This is a genomic window from Paraburkholderia sp. EB58 (assembly GCF_050436665.1).
Lineage (GTDB): Bacteria > Pseudomonadota > Gammaproteobacteria > Burkholderiales > Burkholderiaceae > Paraburkholderia.
Window position 1 is genome coordinate 92,700 of the sequence record NZ_JBNDMQ010000016.1, and the last position, 23,506, is coordinate 116,205.

At 60.4% G+C, this 23,506-nt stretch carries 18 protein-coding genes and 1 pseudogene; 12 read left to right on the forward strand and 7 right to left on the reverse strand.

The features are described 5' to 3' along the window. Nucleotides 1-181: 181 nt before the first annotated feature. The 3 genes from P3T40_RS23210 to P3T40_RS23220 all read left to right on the forward strand — a co-directional run bounded on the left by P3T40_RS23210 (nt 182) and on the right by P3T40_RS23220 (nt 4,284). Nucleotides 182-1,891, forward strand: coding sequence for a hybrid sensor histidine kinase/response regulator (locus P3T40_RS23210; RefSeq protein ID WP_429270049.1), 1,710 nt, complete (start codon nt 182-184; stop codon nt 1,889-1,891). Nucleotides 1,892-2,134: 243 nt separating this feature from the next. Further along, complete coding sequence (locus P3T40_RS23215) at nt 2,135-3,583, forward strand: dihydrolipoyl dehydrogenase (RefSeq protein WP_429270050.1); 1,449 nt, start codon at nt 2,135-2,137, stop codon at nt 3,581-3,583. Nucleotides 3,584-3,615: 32 nt separating this feature from the next. Next, the gene (locus P3T40_RS23220; RefSeq protein ID WP_429270051.1) at nt 3,616-4,284 is read left to right on the forward strand and encodes a UdgX family uracil-DNA binding protein; all 669 of its coding nucleotides are present in this window, start codon (nt 3,616-3,618) and stop codon (nt 4,282-4,284) included. Nucleotides 4,285-4,353: 69 nt separating this feature from the next. Here P3T40_RS23220 and P3T40_RS23225 read toward each other — a convergent pair whose 3' ends face one another. The 5 genes from P3T40_RS23225 to coxB all read right to left on the reverse strand — a co-directional run bounded on the left by P3T40_RS23225 (nt 4,354) and on the right by coxB (nt 10,047). Further along, the gene (locus P3T40_RS23225; RefSeq protein ID WP_429270137.1) at nt 4,354-5,736 is read right to left on the reverse strand and encodes a c-type cytochrome; all 1,383 of its coding nucleotides are present in this window, start codon (nt 5,734-5,736) and stop codon (nt 4,354-4,356) included. Nucleotides 5,737-5,843: 107 nt separating this feature from the next. Beyond that, the gene (locus P3T40_RS23230; RefSeq protein WP_429270052.1) at nt 5,844-6,236 is read right to left on the reverse strand and encodes a hypothetical protein; all 393 of its coding nucleotides are present in this window, start codon (nt 6,234-6,236) and stop codon (nt 5,844-5,846) included. Nucleotides 6,237-6,262: 26 nt separating this feature from the next. Then, nucleotides 6,263-6,877: a cytochrome c oxidase subunit 3 gene (locus P3T40_RS23235; RefSeq protein ID WP_429270053.1), complete on the reverse strand. Its 615-nt coding sequence runs from the start codon at nt 6,875-6,877 to the stop codon at nt 6,263-6,265. A gap of 1 nt (nt 6,878) precedes the next feature. Beyond that, on the reverse strand, nt 6,879-8,945 hold the full coding sequence (gene ctaD / locus P3T40_RS23240; protein WP_429270054.1) for a cytochrome c oxidase subunit I: 2,067 nt from the start codon (nt 8,943-8,945) through the stop codon (nt 6,879-6,881). A 16-nt stretch (nt 8,946-8,961) separates the two neighbouring features. Continuing rightward, nucleotides 8,962-10,047, reverse strand: a complete 1,086-nt coding sequence (gene coxB, locus P3T40_RS23245) for a cytochrome c oxidase subunit II (protein WP_429270055.1) — start codon at nt 10,045-10,047, stop codon at nt 8,962-8,964. A gap of 318 nt (nt 10,048-10,365) precedes the next feature. On the opposite strand from coxB, the gene P3T40_RS23250 reads away from it, so the two are divergent. Then, complete coding sequence (locus P3T40_RS23250; RefSeq protein WP_429270138.1) at nt 10,366-11,070, forward strand: Gfo/Idh/MocA family protein; 705 nt, start codon at nt 10,366-10,368, stop codon at nt 11,068-11,070. 62 nt (nt 11,071-11,132) lie between these two features. Here P3T40_RS23250 and P3T40_RS23255 read toward each other — a convergent pair whose 3' ends face one another. Next, the gene (locus tag P3T40_RS23255; protein WP_429270139.1) at nt 11,133-12,269 is read right to left on the reverse strand and encodes a glutathione-independent formaldehyde dehydrogenase; all 1,137 of its coding nucleotides are present in this window, start codon (nt 12,267-12,269) and stop codon (nt 11,133-11,135) included. Between the two features lie 317 nt (nt 12,270-12,586). Between P3T40_RS23255 and P3T40_RS23260 the strand changes: the two genes are divergently transcribed. Continuing rightward, nucleotides 12,587-13,609: an LLM class flavin-dependent oxidoreductase gene (locus P3T40_RS23260; RefSeq protein ID WP_429270056.1), complete on the forward strand. Its 1,023-nt coding sequence runs from the start codon at nt 12,587-12,589 to the stop codon at nt 13,607-13,609. A gap of 201 nt (nt 13,610-13,810) precedes the next feature. On the opposite strand, the gene P3T40_RS23265 is transcribed toward P3T40_RS23260, so the two are convergent. Further along, nucleotides 13,811-14,563 carry a carbonic anhydrase family protein gene (locus P3T40_RS23265; protein ID WP_429270057.1) on the reverse strand — a complete coding sequence of 251 codons (753 nt, stop codon included), beginning with the start codon at nt 14,561-14,563 and terminating at the stop codon, nt 13,811-13,813. A gap of 289 nt (nt 14,564-14,852) precedes the next feature. On the opposite strand from P3T40_RS23265, the pseudogene P3T40_RS23270 reads away from it, so the two are divergent. The 7 genes and pseudogenes from P3T40_RS23270 to P3T40_RS23300 form a co-directional block, all read left to right on the forward strand. Then, nucleotides 14,853-14,969, forward strand: a pseudogene (locus P3T40_RS23270) (phenol hydroxylase); the annotation flags it as partial. A 469-nt stretch (nt 14,970-15,438) separates the two neighbouring features. Next, nucleotides 15,439-16,539 carry an ABC transporter substrate-binding protein gene (locus tag P3T40_RS23275; RefSeq protein WP_429270140.1) on the forward strand — a complete coding sequence of 367 codons (1,101 nt, stop codon included), beginning with the start codon at nt 15,439-15,441 and terminating at the stop codon, nt 16,537-16,539. A gap of 44 nt (nt 16,540-16,583) precedes the next feature. Next, complete coding sequence (locus P3T40_RS23280; RefSeq protein WP_429270058.1) at nt 16,584-17,477, forward strand: branched-chain amino acid ABC transporter permease; 894 nt, start codon at nt 16,584-16,586, stop codon at nt 17,475-17,477. Beyond that, the gene (locus P3T40_RS23285; protein ID WP_429270059.1) at nt 17,470-18,357 is read left to right on the forward strand and encodes a branched-chain amino acid ABC transporter permease; all 888 of its coding nucleotides are present in this window, start codon (nt 17,470-17,472) and stop codon (nt 18,355-18,357) included. Before P3T40_RS23280 ends, P3T40_RS23285 begins: the two co-directional genes overlap by 8 nt. Further along, entirely contained in the window at nt 18,354-19,145 is a 792-nt protein-coding gene (locus P3T40_RS23290; protein ID WP_429270060.1) for an ABC transporter ATP-binding protein, read from the forward strand. Before P3T40_RS23285 ends, P3T40_RS23290 begins: the two co-directional genes overlap by 4 nt. Next, nucleotides 19,142-19,861, forward strand: a complete 720-nt coding sequence (locus P3T40_RS23295; RefSeq protein ID WP_429270061.1) for an ABC transporter ATP-binding protein — start codon at nt 19,142-19,144, stop codon at nt 19,859-19,861. The genes P3T40_RS23290 and P3T40_RS23295 overlap by 4 nt, the downstream gene beginning before the upstream one ends. Nucleotides 19,862-19,990: 129 nt before the next feature. Next, a complete protein-coding gene (locus P3T40_RS23300) occupies nt 19,991-23,464 on the forward strand; it encodes an indolepyruvate ferredoxin oxidoreductase family protein (protein ID WP_429270062.1) in 3,474 nt (1,157 codons plus the stop codon). Nucleotides 23,465-23,506: the final 42 nt, after the last annotated feature.

The following is a 23,506-nucleotide window of genomic DNA, read 5'->3' on the forward strand; positions in this document are numbered from 1 at the left end:
CAGAAGGATGGTCATCCCATGGCGGAGCTGGCCTGGGTGGACCTGCACGGCTAAATACGCCTAGTTCAGGGACGCCGGTTGACTTTGCCCGACTCCACTCGTAATGTGAAAATCGGTATCGGAGCACCTCGGCATTCCAGCCTTCAGGATATCTATACATTTTTCTGTCGCTCCATCTGCCATGGAAAGCAAATGCGCACCCGGTCAACCCGATGAGTTGGCCCGTCGGACGCCCCGGCCCGCAGACTACGCGGCTGAGAACTGTGCGCTAGTGGCTCTCGCTCGCGTTCAGGCTGGGCCGCGCCCCGAATTTCTGCAGGCAATTGCGGACACGGCCCTGGCACTCTGTCGCTCGGGCAGCGCGGGAATCAGCCTTGTCGAGGGGCCTCCCGAGAGTCGGGTATTTCGATGGCTTGCGGTTTCCGGTCTTTGCGCTGGGCTGCGCGGCAAGACGACCGCGTATGACGAATGTCCATGCGGCGTGACCCTTGAATCAGGAGCGCCGCAACTCTTCATCAAGCCTCAAACACAGTTCGCGTGCCTTGCATTTCCAGGAATTGACGTACCAGAAGGTATTGTTGTTCCAATCCCGGCCGATAGTGGCGCACTTGGGGCGATATGGGTGATGTCGCATACGGAAAACTGCAAATTTGACCAGGAAGACGTCAGACTGCTCTCAAATCTCGCCATCTTCGCCGGTTCTGCTTTGACAGTAGTGAATGCGCGAGATAGCAGCGAAGCAAGCGATCGCCGGCATAGCGAATTTATCGCGATGCTCGGGCATGAACTGAGAAACCCAATGGCGCCCATCGACGGCGCCATTAGTGCCGCAAAACGCCTTTGCACTGACAACGAGCGGGCTGCCGATGTGCTGAACATCGCGCAACGGCAAATGAGGCACCTGCGAACGCTGGTGGACGACCTGCTCGACGCTGCCCGCCTGAAGCATGGCAAGCTTGCTATCAGACATAGCGATACGTCGCTGAACGACATCGCATTTGATGCCGTAACCGCGATTACACATCACGTCCAATCTCGAAGACACACGCTAAAAATCAGCGGGCTGGACGAACCCCTTTATGTGCATGCCGACCATGTTCGCCTGAGCCAGGTGTTAGGCAATCTCCTTTCAAACTCGGCGAAATACACGCCCGTCGGGGGTACCATCGAGCTTAACGTGAGCGTCGAACCATGTGACACCGGCAACGGGTCATCGGGGGTCGTCGTGATTGGCATCCGCGACAACGGTATGGGCATCGATAGCGAGGTCCAACCGCACGTCTTTGATTTATTCGCGCAGTCCGCCCGTGGCAAAGCGCGTTCTGAAGGAGGTCTGGGAATCGGACTCGCCGTGGCAAAGCGGATGGTTGAGCTTCACGGTGGAACAATTTCGCTCAACAGCGAAGGCCGTGGCCGGGGAACGCTTATAACACTACGGTTGCCGATACTTCGGACCAAGGCGGACGTCGACACTACCCGCCCGGAGGAGCCCGTCGCGGCGGCAGGACCGGCGCATCTACTGCTGGTTGACGACAACCCGGATGCGCTTCAAGCGCTCAGCGTACTTCTTGAGCTTGAGGGTCATGAAGTGATGGCGTCGGATAACGGACCCGATGCAATACGACTGATGTCTGAAAAGCGACCTCAGGTCGCAATCATTGATGTTGGGATGCCGGTGATGGATGGCTTCGAGGTTGCGAGTGCGGTTCGTCTGGACCGGGCGCTTGACGGCGTCCTGCTCGTCGCACTCACGGGCTATGCGTCTGAATCCGACAAGTCGAGAGCTTTGGCTGCCGGTTTCGACTATCACCTGACAAAGCCGCTCTCGCTGGATAAATTGCGGTACATCCTTGCGCATCGCGCGGGAGGAAGGCTGAACGGTATCGTCTAAGTGGACGTCGGCATAGCGTCCGTGCTAGTCCGGCATGGTCAACGTCGAGAAGAAGATTACAACGGCACACATTTCATTCTCAGGGCGGCCGCCTCCGACTACGGCTATCGTGAACGCTCCCATTCCGTGCAGCACCCTCGCGCCGCGTTGCGAAGGCGCGGCCCGCAGGGCCCCGCGAGCAGTGGCGCCAGGAACATTCGTTGCTTGACGCTAAAGGCAAGAAGTCCGGCACGAGGTCCCTGGATGAAAACACAGCAAGTGGATGTCGCGGTGATCGGCGCGGGCACCGCGGGTATAGCCGCGTGGCACGCCGCCACGCAGGCCGGCGCGCACGCGGTGCTCATCGAAGCGGGAGCGTTCGGCACGACTTGCGCACGTGTGGGCTGCATGCCTTCAAAGCTGCTGCTGGCTGTCGCGAACGGCGTACACGATGCACGGCAACTGAAGCCACGCGGCGTAGGCGGAATTGCGGCGCTGCAGGTCGACGGCAGGCTGCTCATGCAATTCGTGCGGCGCGAACGCGACCACTTCGTCGCCTCGGTACTCAAGGAGGTCGCCTCGTTTCCGCCGGAATGCGTGGTGCGCGGGCGCGCCCGTTTCGAGACCAGCGGTGCCGAGAGCCATTGGCTGATCATCGATGACGCATGGCGGCTGAACACACGCAGCGTCGTCATCGCCACCGGCGCCGTGTCGAACGTGCCATCCGAATTCAAGGTGTTCGGCGAGCGTCTGCTTACGAGCGACGACATCTTCGAGCTCGAGACGCTGCCGGAACGGCTCGCCGTCTTCGGCGCCGGACCGCTCGCGCTCGAACTGGCGCAGGGCCTCTCGCGACTGGGCGTCAAAGTCTGCGTATTCGGTCGCGGCGGCAAGGTGGCAGGCATCGCGGATAAGAGCGTCCGTGACGCCCTCACGAAAAGCCTCGCGAGCGAGTTCTATTTTGATCCGGACGCCACCATCCATGAGATGTCGCTCGAACAAGGCGTGCCCACCATCGCGTTTCGCGCCATCGACGGCCTGCCCCGCCGCGAACAGTTCGATGCCGTGCTGGTCGCGACAGGGCGGCAGCCTGCCCTCAAACCGCTGATGCTGGAGCGCGCCGGCATCGCGCTGGACGAGCATGGCACGCCGCACTTCGATCCCGCCTCGATGCAATGCGGCACAAACAGCGTCTTCATAGCGGGCGACTGCGACGGCACGCGCCCCTGGCTTCAGGATGCCACCGACGAAGGCCAGCTCGCCGGCAACAATGCCGCGCGTTTTCCCGACGTCAAACACGCGGAAAGAAAAGTGCCATTTTCCGTGGTGTTTTGTCAGCCACAGGTGGCAATGGTCGGGACGCCGATTGAAAACGCTGATGAAAAAAGCGTCGTCGCCGGGTTTGTCTCCTTTGAAGACCAGGGCCGCAGCCGCATCGAGGGTCAGGCCCACGGCGCACTACGCGTGTATGCAGAGGCCTCGACAGGACGCGTGCTGGGCGCGCAGCTCTGCGGACCACAGGCCGAGCATCTCGGCCATCTGCTGGCGTGGGCAGTGCAGTTGCGCTTGTGCGTCGACGAAGTACTGGCGTTGCCGTTCTACCATCCGGTCATTGAGGAGGGCTTGCGAACAGCGCTCAGAGACGCACGCTCCAAACTATACACACGGCGCGGTGAAACTGCGCCTCATCTGGCCGAAGCGGCCGGTTGCTAGGCGCGCCGAATAGTGCCTCCAGGTGCAACCTCATGAATGCAAGCAAGATCCATCCACCTGAAAGGGACAACGACGACAAGGGAAAGCCCGAGGTCATCCCCCTTCAGGAACCCGCCACGCTCGATGCGTGCCGCCGTTGCAGGCTGTGGCACGACGCCACGCAGCCCGTAGGCGGCGCCGGACCCAGGCACGCACCCATCATGATGGTCGGCGAACAGCCCGGTGATCAGGAGGACTTACAAGGTAAGCCATTCGTCGGGGCCGCCGGGCAGTTGCTCGATTCGGCGCTACAGGAGGCGGGTGTCGCTCGTAAGGATGTCTACGTGACCAACGCGCTCAAGCATTTCAAATGGACGCCACGCGGCAAACGGCGCATGCACAAGACGCCCGTGCAGCGGGAGATCGACGCTTGTCATTACTGGCTCACGCGGGAACTGGAAACGGTCAAACCGCACGTGCTGGTCGCGTTGGGTGCTACGGCATTGAAGGCGCTTCTCGAGGACAAGAATGTTCGTTTGCAGGATGCGCTCGGCAAAACGATCGAGCATGACGGCCGCGTGGTGGTGGCCACCTGGCATCCATCGTACGGGCTACGTGCGCCTGACGCCGATACGCGCGAGCGCGTGTACGCGGATATCGTTGGCGCGCTGCGACGGGCCGGTGAAATCGCGCATCGGGCTGCAGGCCGCAAGCGCTCGTGAGTCGAACGGCTACTGCGCCGTCGCGATATGCGAATTGACCTTGATCCGCCAGCAGTCAATCCAAACGCCTTACTTGTGAATAGCACTCCTGACGCCGCTAACGTCTCGCGTGGTGACAGGTGGCGCAGCATTCCCCCACGTGTTGCGAATGAACGTGAGTACCGCGGCCATTTCCGCATCGGTCAGTTTTCCCGCGAACTCGGGCATCTTACGCGGCGGTGGGCCGTCCTCGGTTTTCGGACTGCCGCCGCCCTCAACCAGCAGCCGCACGAGCGACGTAGTCTGCGCCCCAAGCACCGCCGGATTGCCCGCGAGTCGCGGATATTTCTGTGCAACGCCGTTGCCGTCCTGCTGATGACAGCGCGCGCAATAGCTCAGAAAGATGCCCGCGCCCGGCCGTTCCACGTCGCCAGTCTTCAGCGCCTGCACGGTTTGCAGCGCGGCGCGCGACTGCCCATCGTAGTGCCCGGCCGGCTCACGGGCCGGCAGGCTTTTGAGATACGCCGCAATCGCCGCCAGATCGTCGTCGCTCAAGTATTGCGCGCTGTCCTCGACCACCTGAACCATGCTGCCGAAAGTCACGAGTCCCGCGCCATGGCCGTGCTTAAGAAACGCAGCCAGTTCGGGCGCGCTGATCCGTCCCAGACCCGAACCGGGGTCGCCGGTCAGATTGGGCGCGAACCAGTGATCATTGGTACCGCCCGTCAGGTAGAGATGCGCGTCGCCGTCATAGCCACGCTCCTCGTAGACCGGCCCGCGTGGCGTGTGGCACGCGCCGCAATGGCCGAGCGACTGCACCAGATAGGCCCCGCGGTTCCACTGAGCGTCGTGGGCGGGCTCAGGCTTGTAGCGCCCGCCCGGTACGAAAGCCCAGTCCCAGAACATCAGCGCCCAGCGCTGGCTGAATGGAAACGGCAGATGGGTCTCGGGAGCCGGCACCGCCGCTGGCTTCACGCCATGCATAAAGTAGGCGTAAAGCGCGTGCAGGTCGTCGTCGCTTATCTTCGCGAACGAAGGAAACGGCATGGCCGGATACAGCCGTTTGCCCCCGGGTGCGATGCCTTCGCGCAAGGCCCGGGCAAAGTCGTCATAGGTGTAGCGGCCGATGCCGTTGACCGGGTCGGGCGTGATGTTCGACGAATAGATCGTGCCGAACGGGGAGCTCATGCCGAGGCCGCCGGCGAACGGCACGGTGAGTTTCGGCGCGGCGCCGGGTTGCGTCGGCACAGGGGCAGCCGTGTGGCAGCCGGCGCAATCGGCAGCCTTCGCAAGGTAGGCGCCACGTGTGATTAACGTGGCGTTTGGATCGGCTCCAGATCCGGCTGCTACTCCGGCACCAGCACCTGCTGCGGCTGCGGCTGCGGCTGCGGCTGCGGCTGCGGCACCAACACTAGCACCGGCTGCGGTTGGTGTCGCATCGACGGTTTCTGAAACGCCGTAGGCCCCCATCATGAGCCCCGTCACTGCCATACCGGCAAACAGCATGGCTTTCCAGACGCCGCAGCGCCAGGTCAGCATCCGCCGTAGAGCCGAAATCAGCGTATAGAGGGTGGCCATCTTCACCACCGGGTGCAAGGCGAAACGATTAGCACCGCGCTATCGGTGGCGATCAGCGCGAACAGGAACAACGTGCTGCTCATGACGCCGACGCATGCGAGGCTCCAGTCCAGGCCGAGCCTCTCGCCGTCGATGCCGTCCGTACCGTCCGTACCGTCGCGTCTGGCCACACGAGCGCGGTGCAGCCGCGTGAAATTACGCCACGCCACCACGCTGCCGACGCAACCCAGCAACAGGCAAACCAGATTGACCACCAGAATGACGCCGTCCAGCCCCCGCAGCGCCGGCGCCGGCAACGGGTGATCATGCGGAAAGCAGCTTTGCGCGGCAAGCGCTTCGGTAACACCCATTTGCACAAGCCATGCAAATGGCGCGACCAGCATTCCGGTCAACATCTGCAGTCTCGTGAAGCGTGGCGCGTTCATGACCCGGACCGCAGAAAATACGGCGTCAGATACACGGTGGTGAAGATGAAGAGCCACACCACATCGACAAAGTGCCAATACAGGCCACCGATCGTCAGCGCAACGCAACGCCTCTCGTCGAAATAGCCAAGCGCGGTCCATAGCAGCAACAGCGCCAGCACGACGATGCCCACCACCACGTGCATCATGTGAAAGCCGGTGATCGTGAAGTAGAGCGAGCTGTACAGTTGCGCGGTCAGTCCGTAGGAATGGTTATGCCACTCGCGCAACTGGATGCCGACAAAGGCGATGCCGAGCACCACCGCCACGGCCATCGACGCTGCGCCCCAGCCCAAGCGCCTGCGCCGCACGCAGCGTTCGCAGAACCATACGAAGCCGCTGCTCGACAACAGAATGGCGGTGTTCAGGACCCCGAGACCGAGCTTCGGCAGCCCTTCAGGCGGCCAGTTCTGTCCTTCCTGCGCGGCGAGATACAGGTATGTAAAGATCAGATAGCCGAACAGCGAGCCTTCGGTGACGATCAGCGCGAGACACCCCCACCATCCGCCCGAGCGCTCTCCCGCACTCCCGACGGGAAGCACGGGACCTTGCTGCTGGAATGCATCCCTCATGTCAATCTCCCCTGTCGCGCACGGTTTGCGGCTCGCGCTGGATCAGCTTGCGCTCGGGCCATAGCCAGACGATGATCGAGACCGCGCAGCCAAGCAGCATGGCAACTGTGAACAGCACGGCGTGCAGCAACAGCCCGGCGAACAGCAGCGTCGCGAACAGGCCGAGCCAGAAAGGTGTAAAGGAATCCTCAGGCATCTTCAGGATCACATCCGGCCGTGCTTCGAGCGGCGTCGTGCCGAGCGCTTCGCGGCCTTCGCCGAGCAGGAACCCTTCATCTAGCCTCGAGCGGATCCGCTCGGCTCGTCCCCCACCCTCGCCCCCGCCTTCGTCGTCAAGGCGCCCTTCCCACAGCGGATGCCGGCTGCCGACGTGCGGCAGCACCGCGAAGTTGTACGGCGGCGGCGGCGACGACACTGACCATTCAAGGGTCGGGGCGTCCCATGGATTGTCGCCTGCGAGCGGGCCGCGTTTTAGGCTATAAAGCAGGTCTGCGAGAAAAATCAGCATACCGAAAGCAAAAATGAACGAACCGATCGAGGTCACCAGGTTGACCGTGTTCCAGCCCATATCCGCCGGATACGTGTACATACGCCGCGGCATGCCTAGCAACCCGGCAATATGCATGGGAAAAAAGGCCACATTAAAGCCGACGAACATCATCCAGAAACCGATGCGCCCGATCCGCTCACTCATCATCCGGCCGGTAAACTTCGGGAACCAGAAGTAGATGCCGCCGATCACCGGAAACACATTGATGCCAAGCAGGACGTAGTGCAGATGGGCGACCACGAAGTAGGTATCCGTGAGTTGCCAGTCGAGCGGCACTGCCGCCGTCATCACCCCCGATACCCCGCCCACCACGAACAGGAACACGAAGCCTGCGAAAAACAGGAACGGCACGCGAAACACCGGCCGGCCTGTCCAGATGGTGGCGATCCACGCGAACGTGGCGACCGCGCTGGGCACCGCAATCACCATGCTGGCCGCGCCGAAGAACGACAGCGCGAGCGCCGGGATACCGGTGGCGAACATATGGTGAATCCACACCACGAAACCAACCATCATGGTCGCGACCGTCGACAGCGCTACCGGCAGGTAACCCACGAGCGGACGGCGGCAAAACACCGGTAGCGCGTCCGAGACAATGCCCATGGCCGGCAACACGACCGCATAGACCCAAGGATGGGCGAAGATCCAGAACAGATGCTGCCACAGGAGCGGCCGGCCGCCGTTCAGCACATCGAAGAAATGTGTGCCGACGCGGCGGTCGAGCCACAACAGAAAGAATGCGAGGCTCACTGAGGGCACCGCCAGCAGATTGGCGCCCGAGGCCGTCAGCGTGCCCCACACCAGCACCGGCACACGATCGAGCGACATCCCCGGCGCCCGCATGCGCAGCAGGGTAACGACGAAGTTGATCGAGCCCACAGTCGTCGAGATGCCAAGCAGCACCATGCCGAGAGCGTAGACGTCGATATTGGGCCCATTGTCATACTCGAGTCCCGACAGGGGAGCGTAGTTGAACCAGCCCGCATCCGGCGCCTCGCCAAGCGGAAAACTGGCATACAGGAACAGCCCGGCGAACACGAACACCCAATAGGACAGCGCATTCAGGCGCGGAAAAGCCATGTCACGCGCGCCGAGGATCAACGGCCAAAGGTAATTTGAAAAGCCCGACAGAACCGGCAGCGCGTAAAGGAAAATCATCGTCACGCCGTGCATTGTGAACAACTGGTTGTACTGCTCGGGTGTAAGCAGCGTGGCATTGGGACGCGCGAGCTGCACGCGCATGATCAGCGCCTCGACGCCGCCCGCCAGCAGAAAGATGAACGCTGTCACCAGATAACGCAGGCCAATGGTTTTGTGATCGACCGTAGAAAACCAGCCGCGCCAGCCCGGCCGGGCCTCCCAGATCCGCCGCAGACGTTCGGCCTCCTCACTGCCGCGCGCAATGCGGCCCACCGTCAGCGGCCGCGCGAGAGGCTGTGTGCCCGGTTGCACAGGCGCAGCGGGAGACGCGGCGTGACCGGAAGGCGGGGGCGCGGGTGGGGTCGTCGTGTCGGCCATCTGCGGGACGCTCCGGTCAGTGTAGTGTGGACAGATAAGCCGACAACGCGGCGGCGTCGGCACCGGTGAGCGCAATATCCGGCATCAGCGAATCGGGCTTGATTTGTTGCGCGTGCTCGATCCAGTCGAGCTGATGAGCCGGCGTGTTGGTCAGGGTGCCCGCCGCTAGAAGATGGCGCGAGTCCAGATGCGTGAGGTCCGGTCCCTGGACGCCTTGGGCATCGGTGCCGCGGATCGCATGGCAACCCGCGCAACGGTCGCCGAACAAGCGCTTGCCGGCAGCCGTATCGGCAGCGCTGGCCGCCTGGACGGCCTGCCCTTGTGCTTGCTCGGCACGCCACGCGACGAAGTCAGCCCGGCTTTGCGCGACGACTTCGAAAGCCATATGCGCATGTTGTGCGCCGCAAAACTGCGAACACTGGCCGCGGTAGACGCCAGGCCGGTCCGCTTCGATCCACTGCTCGTTGGTCTGGCCGGGAATGGTCTGGGTCTTGCCGGCCAGTTGCGGCACCCAGAACGCGTGGACCACATCGGCACTTTGCAGGGTGACCTTCACCGGCTCACCAACCGGAATATGAATTTCGTTAGCGGTGACAAAATTTAGCGCAGGGTCGGCGGCGTCCTGATAGGCGACCTTCCACCACCAGTCGTAAGCGGTGACCTTGATGGTGAGCGTGGGCGTCTGTGCCGGTGCAGCGACGCTTGCCAGTGTGATCAGTACATAGACAAGCGTCGCCAGCAACACGATCGACGAGATGCCTGTGCCCACATAGATCCACGCGAGACCGCCGCGATCGCCATGCAATGCGGTGGGATTGGCATGTGGCCTTTTGCGCGCGATCGCCACAATCAGCAACAGCGCCACGAGCGTCGACACGCCAACCGACAGCGCGGTCATGATCCAGCCGAGCCGCATGGTGGGCACCGCGGCCGGCCCCGCAGCGTGCAGGAAGTAATTGAGCGGCGCGCCCCCCGTCTCCGGCTGTCGGGCGTATGCGGCCGTGGACACCGCCCAGCACGCCGCGCCCCATGAAACCAGCACGTCCCTCGGCGTTGCCGTGCGGCGTCTCTTCGCCCTCTCCTCTTGCCAGAGTGTGCGCATTAATTTGAGCTCTCACGCGAACTTCCGGAAACTTCCGGAATCGGCAAATGGGCCTTAAATGGACCCTATGCCACCTTGCCGCGCAGCAAAAAACGGGCCACGATTTCCGTGGGAGTTGATCCAGGCTGACACGCCGAAACCGGTTGCCACAGTTCTACTGAGTAAATACTTCCTTTGTGTCGTCATCGACGCGTCCATTCGTACTCTAGCTTCTGGAACGCAGCTTGCGGTCATAGCGATTGCCGCCCTCTCGATGCACTGCAGATGGTCGCATAGCGGCTGCACTTTGAACCCGGCACGCTATCAACGATCGAGCGGATTCGCACAGGGGAGCTTCGCGAGGTTATTCTGTTCTCCTCGACCTTTGTCCAGAGAGTGGACCCCGAGAATCATCGCGCCCGCAACGGAGACGAGGCCGGCCCGATCGTCGACATGGGACCCTACCCGATCAATGCCGCGCGCTACGTGTTTGAATCTGAGCCTACTGAAGCTGTGTCCGCAGTCGGCGTCCGGCATCCGGAAGCGGGCTTGGGAGACTTCGACGACACAGCGGCCGTGACGCTTAAATTCCCCGGCGACAGGCTGGCGCAGTTCGTCGTTTCTTACGCGGCCACCGCCTTGGAGTCGTACTTCGCTATCGGCACCAAAGGTAGCGTTGCCGTGCAGCCTTGCTACACCTACGGAAAATCACTTCGGCAAACGGTGACCGTCGCTCAGGAGGAAAGCGCTCATTCTTTTAAGAATACCGACCACTTTGGCGGTGCGATGAAATATTTCTCCGATTGCATCCTGAACGATACGCATCCGGAACCCGATGTCGAAGAGGGATACGCCGACGTGCGCGTGATCGAAGGCATCGTCAAGGCACTCAAGAGCGGTGCTCCGCTTACGCTTGAGCCTTTCGATAGAACCTTGCGGATCGACACAACCGCTCAACGCGAAACGCTTCGGGCAGTCAAATCTCCGGATCTCGTCGAGGTAAGCAATCCTGCTGCCGCCGTAGATAAGGTCCCAAAGAATTGAGTCGTGATCGACGCCGGGGCGAAAGGCGTCGCATGCGGAAATGCGACGGCCTTCCGCTGCGCTCAAGCGGCAGGCTTCAGCACGACCTTGGTCCAGCCTTCTTCACGCTCGTCGAAATGCTTGTAACCGTCCGGTGCCTTGTCAAGCGGCAATTCGTGCGAGATGATTTGCGACGGCCTGGCTTTGCCCACCGCAATCAGGTCGCGCAATTTACGGTTGTATGCCTTGACGTTGGCCTGGCCCGTCGCGATGTGCTGGCCTTTCATCCATAACTGACCGAAGTCGAGTGCGAGTTGGCCCTTCTTCGCGAGCTGGTCTTCGGCTTTCGCGTCTTTCGCGACGAACACGCCGACCACGCCGATTCCACCCGTTGGACGCACTGCCTTGATCAGGTTGTTCATGGTCACGTTCGGCACTTCGTGACCCTTGCAACTGCATTGATAACCGACGCATTCGCAGCCGCGGTCAGCCCCTTCGCCGCCGGTCATTTCGAGTATCTGCTCGGCGGACGTACCGTCGCTGTCGTCTACAGGAATGGCACCCATTTTTTCCGCGAGCTTCAGCCGATCAGGATGACTGTCCACGACCATGATTTTGCCCGCACCTTTGATTGACGCAGACAGCGCGGCCATCAGACCGACCGGACCCGCGCCGTAGATGACCACGCTATCGCCAGGCTCGACGCCAGCGAGGACCGTGGCGTGATAGCCGGTAGGAAAGATATCGGACAACATGACATAGTCGTTTTCCTTTTCTTCGGCGTCGGGCGGCAACACCAGGCAATTGAAGTCGCCGAACGGCACGCGTAAATATTCCGCTTGTCCACCGCTATAGGGCCCCATGCCGGCAAATCCGTACGCTGCACCCGCCACGCCGGGATTCGCGGTCAGGCAGAAGCCGGTCAGCCCCCGTTCGCAATTCTTGCAAAAACCGCAGCCAATATTGAACGGCAAGCAGACGTGATCGCCCACCTTGATGCGTTCGACACCTGCGCCCACCTCGACGACAACGCCGAGATTCTCATGACCCAGGATGCGGCCCGTTTCCATGTCAGTGCGACCTTCGTACATATGCAGGTCGGAGCCACAGATGTTGGTGGTGGTGATCTTGACGAGTACGTCGGTCGGGCGCTCAATCTTTGCGTCCGGCATTTGCTTGACGACGACTTTGCGTGGGCCTTCATAAACCAATGCTTTCATGCTGATCTCCTCGGGACGGACCTGGCCGTCGAAGTGACGACCGTGCACGAAGACGAGCAGCACGCATGCCCGATAGAAACAGCGTGCCGGATCCGACGAGCGGATGCCTGGTTTGTTATCCTCAGGAAGGTGGAACATCGCTTGCGCGCAGGCATCCAAGCGGTCCATCATCCTCACCTGGTTGAGAAAAAATAGGCAATTGCAAGACACGGATTCCGCGACCACACCGTTCCGGTAAGATCGTCACAAAGCCGAACCATGCCTGTTCGGCTACATCCCTGCGATCATGCATTTGCTCTCCTTTGGTTGATGCTTCCATGAAGAAAATTGGCTTTCTTTCTTTTGGCCACTGGGCCAATTCTCCGCATTCGCGGGCACGCTCGGCGGCGGAGGTGCTTCTGCAATCCATCGACCTCGCGGTTGCTGCCGAGGCACTCGGCGCAGATGGCGCCTTCTTCCGCGTCCATCATTTCGCGCAACAGCTTGCGTCGCCTTTTCCGCTACTCGCTGCCGTCGGCGCAAAAACCAGCAGGATCGAAATCGGCACGGGTGTCATCGACATGCGTTACGAGAATCCGCTCTACATGGCGGAGGACGCGGGCGCCGCGGATCTGATTGCCGGCGGACGGCTGCAACTCGGTATTAGCCGAGGCTCGGGTGAACAGGTAATCGACGGATGGCGGTACTTCGGATACGCACCTGCCGAGGGTGAAACGCATGCCGATCTGGCGCGCCGCCACACGGAAGTTTTTTATGAGGTGTTGCGCGGCAAGGGCTTCGCGCAGCCGAATGCACGACCTATGTTTGCGAACCCGCCTGGCCTTCTGCGGATCGAACCGCATTCCGAAGGTCTTCGTGATCGTATCTGGTGGGGTTCGGGCTCCGACGCAACCGCGGTGTGGGCAGCGAAGATGGGCATGAACCTCCAGACATCGACGTTGAAGAACGACGAAACGGGCCGCCCCCTTCATATCCAGCAAGCCGAGCAGATCCGCGCGTATCGCGACGCCTGGAAAGAGGCGGGACACACACGACAGCCCCGCGTGTCGGTCAGTCGGAGCATCTTCGCGCTCATGAACGATCAGGACAGGATGTATTTTGGGCGAGACGCCCAGAGCCGGGACTCGGTCGGATTTCTGGACGATGATGTCCAAAAGATCTTCGGACGCAGCTACGCCGCGGAACCTGAAGTCCTCATCGCAGAGTTGGCAAAAGACGAGGCAATCGCAGCAGCCGACACCCTGCTACTCACCGTGCCTAATCAACTGGGCGTCGAATACTGCGCGCACGTAATCGAATCGATTCTCATGCATGTCGCCCCTGGCCTTGGTTGGCGTTAGAACCCGACACCTTTTTCGGCACGGACCGGTGTACGGAAGTCAGCCAGGCGCGTGTCAGCTTCGAATAAGTGGCATAAAACTCTGGGCTGGATTCGATCGCGGACGCGGAATGACAGACGGTTGTTCGGCCCAATGCAGTCGTTCAGGTTTCGGCAACCCGACGGATGTGGCAGCGGCAAGGGAACGGCGCGCGCGAAGCAGTCAACTCATGAAATTCACCTTCCCGTTGTTCAGGTCGTACATCGCACCGACGATCCTGATTTTCCCGCCTCTTTCCAGATCCGCGAGGATCGGGCTAATGTTACGGATCGCGCCGATGGTGTACCGCACGTTGGACTGTGCGACCGCATCGACAAATCCGGCGTTCTTGCTGGTGCGCTCCCCCTCGTATTGCGTTTCCTCGATAGCGGGCTTGATGCTTTCGAGCAACCCCGTGAGATTTCCGAGCTGCACATTGTCGATCGCGCCCTTGATCGCTCCGCACGCGGTGTGTCCCATCACCAGGATAACTTTTGCACCCGCTACCGCGCAGGCGAACTCCATGCTGCCGAGCATATCGGGATTGGAGACGTTACCCGCGACCCGGGCGTTGACGGTCTCCCCGATGCCGATGTCCAGAATGATCTCCGCGGGCGCACGGGAGTCAATGCAACTCAGAATGATGGCAGCCGGATACTGGCCGGACGCACTGGCCCGCTTCTGCGCAAGGAAATCCTGCGGGTTCATCCTGCCTGAACGGAACCGCTCATTGCCTTTCTTCATTAACTCGATGATCTGGTCCGGCGTCAGCGCATCACGCTGCGCCAGGGTCAGGGCAGCCTGCGCAAGCTCCGGGCTACAACCAATCCCGACCAGCAATGCAACCGCGCAGGCGCCCACCCCTCCCTTCAGCCACGCCCGCCGGTCATTGTCGTCTGGACGACACGTCTTGCAGCAATCAGAACCCGATTCCATGATTACCTCCATTTGATATCCCAGGTGGCTGCGGGAACGTCACGGGCAACCGCCCGATTGCCCTGGACGAGACTGGTTATGCCAGCGGAATTTCGATAAACGCAGCTTGCATTTCTGTGCAGCATTACGAGCACTTGTGGTTCTCTGTCGTGCCAGGGGACGCTTTGACTGTCGGCCTATCGGCCGCAGGGGCTGCAAGCAGAACGCTCAACGAACGCAAAAAGTGCTGCGCTGCGCCCTGTTAATAGTGTCACGGAGACGCACGTCACCACTATTGGACCAAGCGTCCATCAGATCGCTTATGCAAGGACAGCTTTTCGAGCGCGATATTTACACAGAGAAATTCCTGACCAGTGCAGATGGTGCTGAAGCTCTCGCAAAGAGCCCTGTGTTCAGGTCGATCTGAGGCCTGGACTCGATTCGACAAACGGCTGGTCCGAAGCGGTGAGCCACCCCCGCCGCTTCGACTGTCGGCAAGTTACCCGACTAAGCCTTGCCGTTTAGCCAGTGCCGTGGCGACTGGAAACCCCATTTCTCCCTAACCGATGCGAGTAAGCATCTGCTTAAATCTGCCTGTGTCTTACCCGCATTCCTCCTAAATCGGGGAAAATCAGAATACAAAAGTGTAGACAATCCGCTAATCTGGAGGCGTCATGGCGAGGCTCGTTGACCCTCTGGCGGTACATGCGCAACTGCGATAGCAAAACGCTGGCGGTCGTGGAAATCGCTCAAGCCCTTGCCCAGCAGGCGTTTGGCGATGCTGCACGTTGCTCGCAGCGATTTCCGCCGCCGACGTTTTTATTGACACAAATTTTTTTGCGCTAAATTGTCGACACTTGTGTAGTCTAATAGCCACCGTTGAGAGGGACGTCATCATGAAGTTTGCGAAGGAGCTTTGCATCAGCGCTGTTGCGAGCGCGTTGCTTTCTATTGCGACCGCTTCGGTCGCGCAGACGGTGTCGCTGGGCGCTGTGCTGCCGCTAACGGGAGCGAGCGCGTCCGTCGGCGACGACCAACGGCGGGGTGTCGAACTGGCAGTCGAGCAAGTCAACGCGCATAACGGGGTGTTGGGACAAAAGCTTCAGGTCATCGTCGAGGATTCCGGCGGAACTGCGGCAACGGCGTTGAGCTCAGCACGCAAACTCGTGTCAGTGAACAAAGTCCCTGTCGTGCTCGGCGAGTTCTCCTCAGGTATCACCATTCCAATCGGCGAATACGTCGTTCAACAGGGTGACGTGCATATCAACATCGGTTCCTCGAGCCCGGCTGTCCGCAAAATCGGCGACGGATCGTTCAGCGTCATTGGGCTCGACGACCTGTCAGCCCAGTTCGCGGCCGGAGATATCTTCGCTCAGAACCTGAAAGACGTCGCCTTCATTGCGCCGAACAACTCCTATGGCCAAAATGTCGCTGTTGAGTTCAAGAAGCGATTTGAATCGCTTGGCGGCAAGGTGTCTTCGGTCGTGCTGTACAGCGAAGGACAGTCGACCTACCGGCGCGAGCTGCAGCAAATGTCTCGCTCGTCCCCTCAGGCCTACGTCTACAGCGCCTACGGACAAGAGGCTGCGACCATCAATCGCGAAGCATATGAACTTGGTCTGGCCAAACAGAAGTGGTACGGCATCTACCTCACCATGTGCACGAGCGATACGGTCCCGCAAGCCGCTCAAGGACAGGAAGGACTTGAGGTTGCGTCCATTGGCGAAGGTGGCAAAGCCTACGAACAGGCGTATCGCGCGAAGTACAAGGAGGCTCCGAAGTCCTCGTTCGGCAGCTATGCGTTTGACGGCGTGATGGTTGCGGCCGCTGCAATCAACAAGGCTGGATCAGCCGACCCGGCGAAGATTCGCGCCGCAATGAAGGCGGTCGTGCCGTACAACGGCGCGACCGGAACAATTGCCTTTGACGACGCGGGCCAACGAAAAGAGCAGCCATACGACAAGGTGAAGTTCGATACCAAGGTCGTTAGCCGATAAGCTGCGCCGCGCCGCTCTGCGGCGTGGCAGCCCAGGAGAGTCCCGTGCTTCAATTCATCGTCGATGCCCTGATACGCACTTCGGACATCATGCTCGTAGCGGTGGGCCTGAGCGTCGTGTATTCGTTGGTCAAATTTCCGAATATCGCGCACGTACAGTACGCGATGCTGGGCGCATTCGGTACTTTGGCGCTGAATCGCATAGGCCTGCCATTTTCACTTGCGCTCATCGGGGCGTGTGTTGCGACGGGCCTGGTCGCGGTGCTGCTCAATATGCTCGTCTTCAGGCGGCTCCTGCGCTCCGGCAGCTCGATCGCGATGATTGGCTCGCTCGCCATCTCGATGGTACTCATCGCAGTCGTACTCGGTGTCGCCGGGTCGCGCCCGTTCCGGTATTCGTCGGTACTGCCGAGCCCGCTTAACCTCGGCTCAACCACGATTTCAGTCGACCAGATTACTTCGATTGCGTGCGGATTCGGTTGCGTTGCACTGCTCGCGGTTCTGCTCTTCAAAACTGGGGTCGGCCGCTCGATGCGGGCCATGTCGTCAAATCCCGCACTGGCCGCAGCGACAGGCGTCGATGGTGCGCGGGTGGTGAACGGCATCACTTTCCTGAGCGGCGCCTTGGCTGCTTTGGGGGGAACAATGTTGGGGCTGACCGAGACCGTGCACGTTGGCCTGGGAACCAATCTGCTGCTGCCAGTGTTCGCCGCAGCCATTCTCGGAGGTCTCGGCAATCCTCTCGGCGCAGCGGCCGGTGCGTTGTTAATTTCAGTTGCCGAGACGCTGGTCACCAATCTTGACTTCGGCTGGATGTTCGGTACATCCGATGTCTATGTTCCGGTGACCTATATAAGCGCCGCGTCGTTCGTGATTTTGCTCGTCGCGCTTCTTTTCAAACCGTACGGCATCTTCGACCGGGAGGTCCGTCGTGTATAGCTTTCTTTTGCACGTTGCGACGCTGAGCTGCATTTACGCGCTGCTCGCACTGGCGCTAAATCTACAGGCAGGCTTCGCGGGACTTCTGAACTTCGGCTTCGTCGCGTTCGCGGGCGTTGGCGCCTACGCCTCAGCAATTACCTCCGCACTCGGATACCCCGCACCTATCGGCATACTGTTTGGCGTCGTGGCCGCAATGGTCGTGGGCTTTTTCATGGCTCGGCTGGGGCGCAATCTTGCGTCCGACTATTGGGCGATTGCCACACTGGCGGTGGCGGAACTCATCCGAACCGTCGCGCTCAACGAGAATTGGCTCACGGGCGGCGCCCAGGGAATTAGTGGGGTGCCAGCATTGTTCAGGAGCGCGTCCGGCGTCCAGAATGACTTCGCGTTTTTCCTGCTGGCGCTCGCCATGGTCGCGATTGCATTGTTTGCCTGCGTGCGACTCTCTCGCGGACGTTTCGGGCGAGCCATCCGATTGATGCGCGAGGAGCCTGCCCTGGCAACCAGCCTCGGCTATCAGCTCGTTCCGCTGAAGGTCAAGGCGACGGTCACGAGCGCCGCGATAGCGTCGGTTGGAGGTTCTCTGCTCGCCCACTACATGAGCTTCGTCGGGCCAGACTACATGCTGGCGTCCGAGACCTTCGTCATCTGGACGATGGTCATGATTGGAGGGCTGGGCAACAACCTCGGGGTCGTGCTCGGCGCCTTGCTTGTCGAAGCCATCTATAGCGCTGTGCCATTTGCCAAGGACTACCTCAACATCAGCAGCGATATCGCTGGCGCTGTCCGGCTTGGCACAATCGGCGTTGTCCTGCTTGCCTGTCTTCTGGTTCGCCCTGGCGGTCTACTTCCCGAAAAAGTCCGGAGCGCAACATGAACACGATGCTTCGATTGCAGGATGTCCACAAGTCCTTTGGCGGAAACAGCGTCCTGACCGGACTCAACTTTCACGTCCGGACAGGTGAAATCGTCGGCCTGCTCGGCCCGAACGGTTGCGGGAAGAGCACCGTTCTCAACGCCATCACCGGATATTGCCCAATTGACCAGGGTCTCATCGAGCTCGGCGGTCAGCCTGTGAACGGTCTGTCCGCTCACCAGATTGCCGCAAAGGGTGTGCGGCGGACTTTTCAGCTTCCGTCAATGCCCGCGCGGATGACCGTAAAAGAAGTTGTGATGGCCGCGTCGACCCGAAGCCACGGATTGTTCAGCACGCTTCTGAGGTCCAGTGCGACACGCAGGCTCGAGCACGAAACGCGTGAGCGCGCACATCTGCTTCTCGAAGAACTGCTTCTCACGAAAGTGGCGCATCTGCCTGCTGCGTCCATCTCTGGCGGGCAGAAGAAACTCCTGGGCATTGCTTGCGCCATGATGGAGCAGCCGGCACTGCTCCTGCTCGATGAACCCATGGCTGGAGTTCACCCGAACTTGCGCTCAGAGCTTGTGACCACGCTCAAGCGAATCAGCGGACAGGGCATCACGCTCGTCATCATCGAGCACGACATGCACTTCATTTCCGAGACATGCAACCGCTGCATTGTGCTGGACAAGGGCAAAACGGTGGCGGACTGCCTCCCGTCAGAGCTCGAAACCCATGAGAGCGTGGTTGAGGCGTATCTCGGCAAGAAGCCCGGCGGCCAGTATCAGGTTGCGGGGGTGACTGCATGATATCCGTCGACAGTGTCGTCGCCGGTTACACACGCGACGTTGATATCCTTCGCGGCATTTCAATCAACGCCAGGCAACTTGAAATTGTCACCATTCTTGGCCCGAACGGCTGTGGGAAGTCGACCCTGCTAAAGACTGTCGCGGGGTTTTTGCTGCCGCGAGAAGGAAAAATCACCCTGGACGAAAAGGACATCGGACACGTGCCAGTGTTCAAGAAGGTCAGGAAATACGATATCGGCTTCGTACCTCAGACTGACAACGTGTTCGGTTCGCTGTCTGTCTGGGAGAATCTTGTGCTCGGCGGTCAATTCATGCTGGAGCAGGAAAAGAAAAAGCGGCTGGACGAACTCTGTTCAGCCTATCCTGTATTACAACGCAAGCTCCGGTCACGGGCCTCAAGCCTCTCTGGCGGAGAGCGGCAGATTCTCTCGCTCGCCCGCGCCTTGATGCCAAGACCGCGTTTCCTCCTTCTCGACGAGCCTTCAGCCGGGCTATCTCCGAAGATGCTAGGGGAAGTCTTCGACGCGATTGTCGAACTGCGGAATACCGAGCGCATCGGAGTATTGATGGTGGAACAGAATGCGACCGAGGCTTTGCGCATTTCCGACCGCACCTATGTGCTTTCTATGGGTCAGGTCGCGCTGGAGGGCAAGTCGTCCGACCTGCTCGCGAGTGATGAGATGCGTCGCCTGTACCTCGGAGGCCGCCCTCATTAGCGTTTCTGTCATTTCGAAACGCCGTGTCCGCGTGGATGGCCTCGCGCGGAAGCTACCCGAACCTCAAAGCGCGATGTGAGACTGGAAGTCGCAACTTGCTGAAGAAGGCTTCGCCTCGAAGGAACGCCCGTGACTCTGCGCAAAGTAACGCTTGATGACAAGTACACCCTCGACAGCGGTCGGATTTTTCTGACCGGCGTCCAGGCGCTGGTTCGGCTGCCGCTCATGCAGCAACGCCGCGATACAGCGAACGGTCTGCGAACGGCCGGATATGTTTCGGGCTACCGCGGCTCGCCCCTCGGCACTTACGATGCCGAATTGGGGAAGGCAAAGAGGTTTTTAGGTGAAGCTAACGTCGTGTTCGTGCCAGGAGTGAATGAAGACCTGGCAGCAACCGCTGTCTGGGGAACCCAGCAAGCCGAGACCAGCGGCGAAGGTAAGTTCGATGGTGTCTTCTCCATCTGGTACGGGAAAGGCCCAGGCGTTGACCGCAGTGGCGACGCGTTTCGTCACGCAAACCTCGCCGGCAGTTCGAAGCATGGTGGCGTTCTGGTCCTGATGGGTGACGACCACACGTGCGAGTCGTCGACCACATGTCATCAGTCGGAATTCGCTCTGGTCGACGCGGCGATTCCGATTCTGAGTCCAAGCGGTGTTCAGGAGATTCTCGACTTTGGTCTGTACGGATGGGCCATGTCACGCTACTCCGGATGCTGGGTCGGTATTAAATGCGTGAAGGATACCGCCGACGCGTCAGCGGCCATTGAAGTCGAACTCAATCGCGTGGTGCCCAAGCTCCCCACTGACGTCCAGATGCCGGCAGGCGGGCTGAACCTTCGCTTGCCCGACACCCCGCAAGAACAGGAATATCGTCTACACAACTACAAGCTCGATGCCGTTCGCGCATTCGTGCGAGCCAATGGGCTGGACCGTGTCACGCTCGGAAAGCCGGGAGCGCGAATCGGCGTGGTCGCTCACGGGAAGAGCTATCTGGACCTTTTACAGGCCATCGACGACCTGGACATCACTGAAGCCGACGTCGAAGCGATGGGTGTCGCGATTTACAAAGTCGCCTGCACCTGGCCGCTCGAGCCACAGGGCATCCGGGAATTCGCGGACGGCCTTGATTTGCTGATGGTCGTGGAAGAAAAGCGTAGCCTCCTCGAGTCGCAGATAAAGGACATCCTGTACCGCCAGCCTAACGCGCCGGTCGTAATCGGCAAGCAGGATGAGAGCGGCAGAAAGCTGTTTCCTGTCGAGATGTCACTCAGCTCGCTCCAGGTTGCCATCGCTCTGGGGCAACGGCTGGCGCAACGTACTGGCGACCAGCGTACCGCCGAGCGCGTCTCATTCCTGACGGAACTGAGCAAGGTGGAATTCGCGCCTGAGGCGATGCTGCGCAGCTTTTACTTTTGCAGCGGCTGCCCGCACAACTCATCGACGATCATCCCGGAAGGAAGCAAAGCCTATGCCGGTATCGGCTGCGGCTGGATGGCGCAGACCATGGACCGCAATACACTCGGCTATACCCAGATGGGTGCCGAAGGCATGGCATGGGTCGGAGAGGCTCCGTTCTCCAGGCGCGGACACATGTTCCAGAACATGGGAGATGGAACCTATTTCCACTCCGGTCTGCTCGCGATCCGGGCAGCGATTGCGGCAAAAACCAATATCACGTTCAAGATTCTTTATAACGACGCGGTCGCGATGACCGGCGGCCAACGTCATGATGGCCAGCTCAGCCCGATGACCATCACGGCGCAGGTCCATGCGGAAGGCGTAACCCGTATCGCGGTCGTGACAGATGACCCTTCCAAATATCCGTCGGACGCCGGATGGGCTAAGGGCGTAACCATTCACCATCGTTCCGGGCTCCAGAAGGCGCAGGAGGAGTTGAGGGACATTCCGGGGGTGACGGTTCTCGTTTACGACCAGACCTGTGCCGCCGAGAAGCGACGCCGCCGCAAGCGTAAACAGTTTCCCGACCCACCCAAACGTCTCGTCATCAATGACCTGGTCTGTGAGGGCTGCGGAGATTGCGGTGTCAAATCTAACTGCGTTTCGCTCGTGCCGCTTGAGACGGAGTTCGGCCGTAAGCGCGCTATCGACCAGTCGTCCTGCAATAAGGACTACTCATGCAACAACGGGTTCTGCCCAAGTTTCGTCACGGTTCATGGTGGCAGTCTTCGCAAGGCTGGAACGGTCAAGCCAAACATCGAGCTGTTCCCGGCGCTGGTCGAACCTGACCTTCCGTCACTCGAAGACGGCGTGTACTCGATCATCGTGACAGGCGTAGGCGGTACGGGCGTCGTGACCATCGGCGCAATCCTCGGCATGGCCGCACACCTGGAAGGTAAAGGTTGCGGAATTCTCGACATGGCAGGCCTCGCCCAGAAAGGCGGCTCGGTATGGTCGCACCTTCGGTTCGGCAAGAGCCCTGCTGCTATCAAGGCCATCCGGATTGCAGCGGGTGGTGCGGACGCTGTTCTTGGCTGCGACCTGGTCGTTGCAGCAAGCCGGAAGACGCTCGCGACGACGCGCAAGGGTGTGACGCGGATGCTCGTCAACACGCATGAAGTCATGACGGGCGAGTTCACCCGGCATCCCGACCTCAAGTTCCCTTCCCCGGAACTGCGGGCTGGCATCACCGACGCGGTGGGCAGTGATTGCGTAGAGTTTGTGGACGCAACCAGGTACGCCCTCAACCTCTTCGGCGACACGATTGCCGGCAACATGTTCATGCTTGGCTACGCGTATCAACGGGGACTCATCCCGATTAGCTCCGAGGCTATCGATGCTGCTATCGAGCTCAACGGGGCGGGCGTGCAGTTGAACAAGGAAGCGTTCCTCTGGGGACGTCGCGCGGCTCTGTCGCCCAGCTCTGCCGAACGGGTACTTGTCGCGGCTAAGCCCATGCGTGAATCACTTCAGATCTCAACGTCACTCGACGAACTCATCGAGCGCAAGGTGACGTTCCTTTCCGAGTACCAGAACACGGCATACGGAAAGCGCTATCGCACACTGGTGAATCGCGTTCGGGAATGGGAGCGAATCGTGATGCCGCGGCAGGATGCCGTGACACGAGCTGTCGCGAATGGCTATTTCAAGCTGCTTGCCTACAAGGACGAGTACGAGGTTGCAAGGCTTCATTCCTCGCCGGAATTTGTTGAGAGCCTCAAGCAACAGTTCGAAGGCGACTTCCGCATTGCTTTCAACCTTGCCCCCCCGGGGCTGACCGGAAGGGACGAGCTGACCGGCGAGCCGCGCAAAAAGGAGTACGGGGCCTGGATTCTGCCCGTGTTCCGCACGCTTGCGAAACTCAAGGTGCTTCGCGGCACCCCCCTCGATGTGTTTGGTTACACGGCTGAACGGCGAATGGAGCGCGGCCTGATAATACGGTACGAGCAGACCGTCGACGAGATTATTCGTCACGGCACGGCGTGCAACTATCAAGCTGTCGTGCGGGCCGCATCGATGGTTGAAAAGATTCGTGGGTACGGACACGTCAAGGAACGCAACTTCAAGTCCGTGGACGCAGAATGGACCGACTCTGTCGCCCGGTTGTCGAAGCCGTCCGTCATTGAGTTGAAGCAGGTCGCGTGAGTAACGCCAGGACCGTCGCGCCACGCAACGTGGTGTGCCGCG

Excerpts from the sequence above, each read along its gene's own strand:
- coxB (WP_429270055.1), bottom strand. The coding sequence starts at position 10,047 with ATGCGCACACTCTGGCAAGAGGAGAGGGCGAAGAGACGCCGCACGGCA.
- P3T40_RS23220 (WP_429270051.1), top strand. The coding sequence starts at position 3,616 with ATGAATGCAAGCAAGATCCATCCACCTGAAAGGGACAACGACGACAAG.
- P3T40_RS23230 (WP_429270052.1), bottom strand. The coding sequence starts at position 6,236 with ATGTTGACCGGAATGCTGGTCGCGCCATTTGCATGGCTTGTGCAAATG.
- ctaD (WP_429270054.1), bottom strand. The coding sequence starts at position 8,945 with ATGGCCGACACGACGACCCCACCCGCGCCCCCGCCTTCCGGTCACGCC.
- P3T40_RS23275 (WP_429270140.1), top strand. The coding sequence starts at position 15,439 with ATGAAGTTTGCGAAGGAGCTTTGCATCAGCGCTGTTGCGAGCGCGTTG.
- P3T40_RS23210 (WP_429270049.1), top strand. The coding sequence starts at position 182 with ATGGAAAGCAAATGCGCACCCGGTCAACCCGATGAGTTGGCCCGTCGG.
- P3T40_RS23260 (WP_429270056.1), top strand. The coding sequence starts at position 12,587 with ATGAAGAAAATTGGCTTTCTTTCTTTTGGCCACTGGGCCAATTCTCCG.
- P3T40_RS23290 (WP_429270060.1), top strand. The coding sequence starts at position 18,354 with ATGAACACGATGCTTCGATTGCAGGATGTCCACAAGTCCTTTGGCGGA.
- P3T40_RS23235 (WP_429270053.1), bottom strand. The coding sequence starts at position 6,877 with ATGAGGGATGCATTCCAGCAGCAAGGTCCCGTGCTTCCCGTCGGGAGT.
- P3T40_RS23215 (WP_429270050.1), top strand. The coding sequence starts at position 2,135 with ATGAAAACACAGCAAGTGGATGTCGCGGTGATCGGCGCGGGCACCGCG.
- P3T40_RS23265 (WP_429270057.1), bottom strand. The coding sequence starts at position 14,563 with ATGGAATCGGGTTCTGATTGCTGCAAGACGTGTCGTCCAGACGACAAT.
- P3T40_RS23295 (WP_429270061.1), top strand. The coding sequence starts at position 19,142 with ATGATATCCGTCGACAGTGTCGTCGCCGGTTACACACGCGACGTTGAT.
- P3T40_RS23225 (WP_429270137.1), bottom strand. The coding sequence starts at position 5,736 with ATGATGGGGGCCTACGGCGTTTCAGAAACCGTCGATGCGACACCAACC.
- P3T40_RS23255 (WP_429270139.1), bottom strand. The coding sequence starts at position 12,269 with ATGAAAGCATTGGTTTATGAAGGCCCACGCAAAGTCGTCGTCAAGCAA.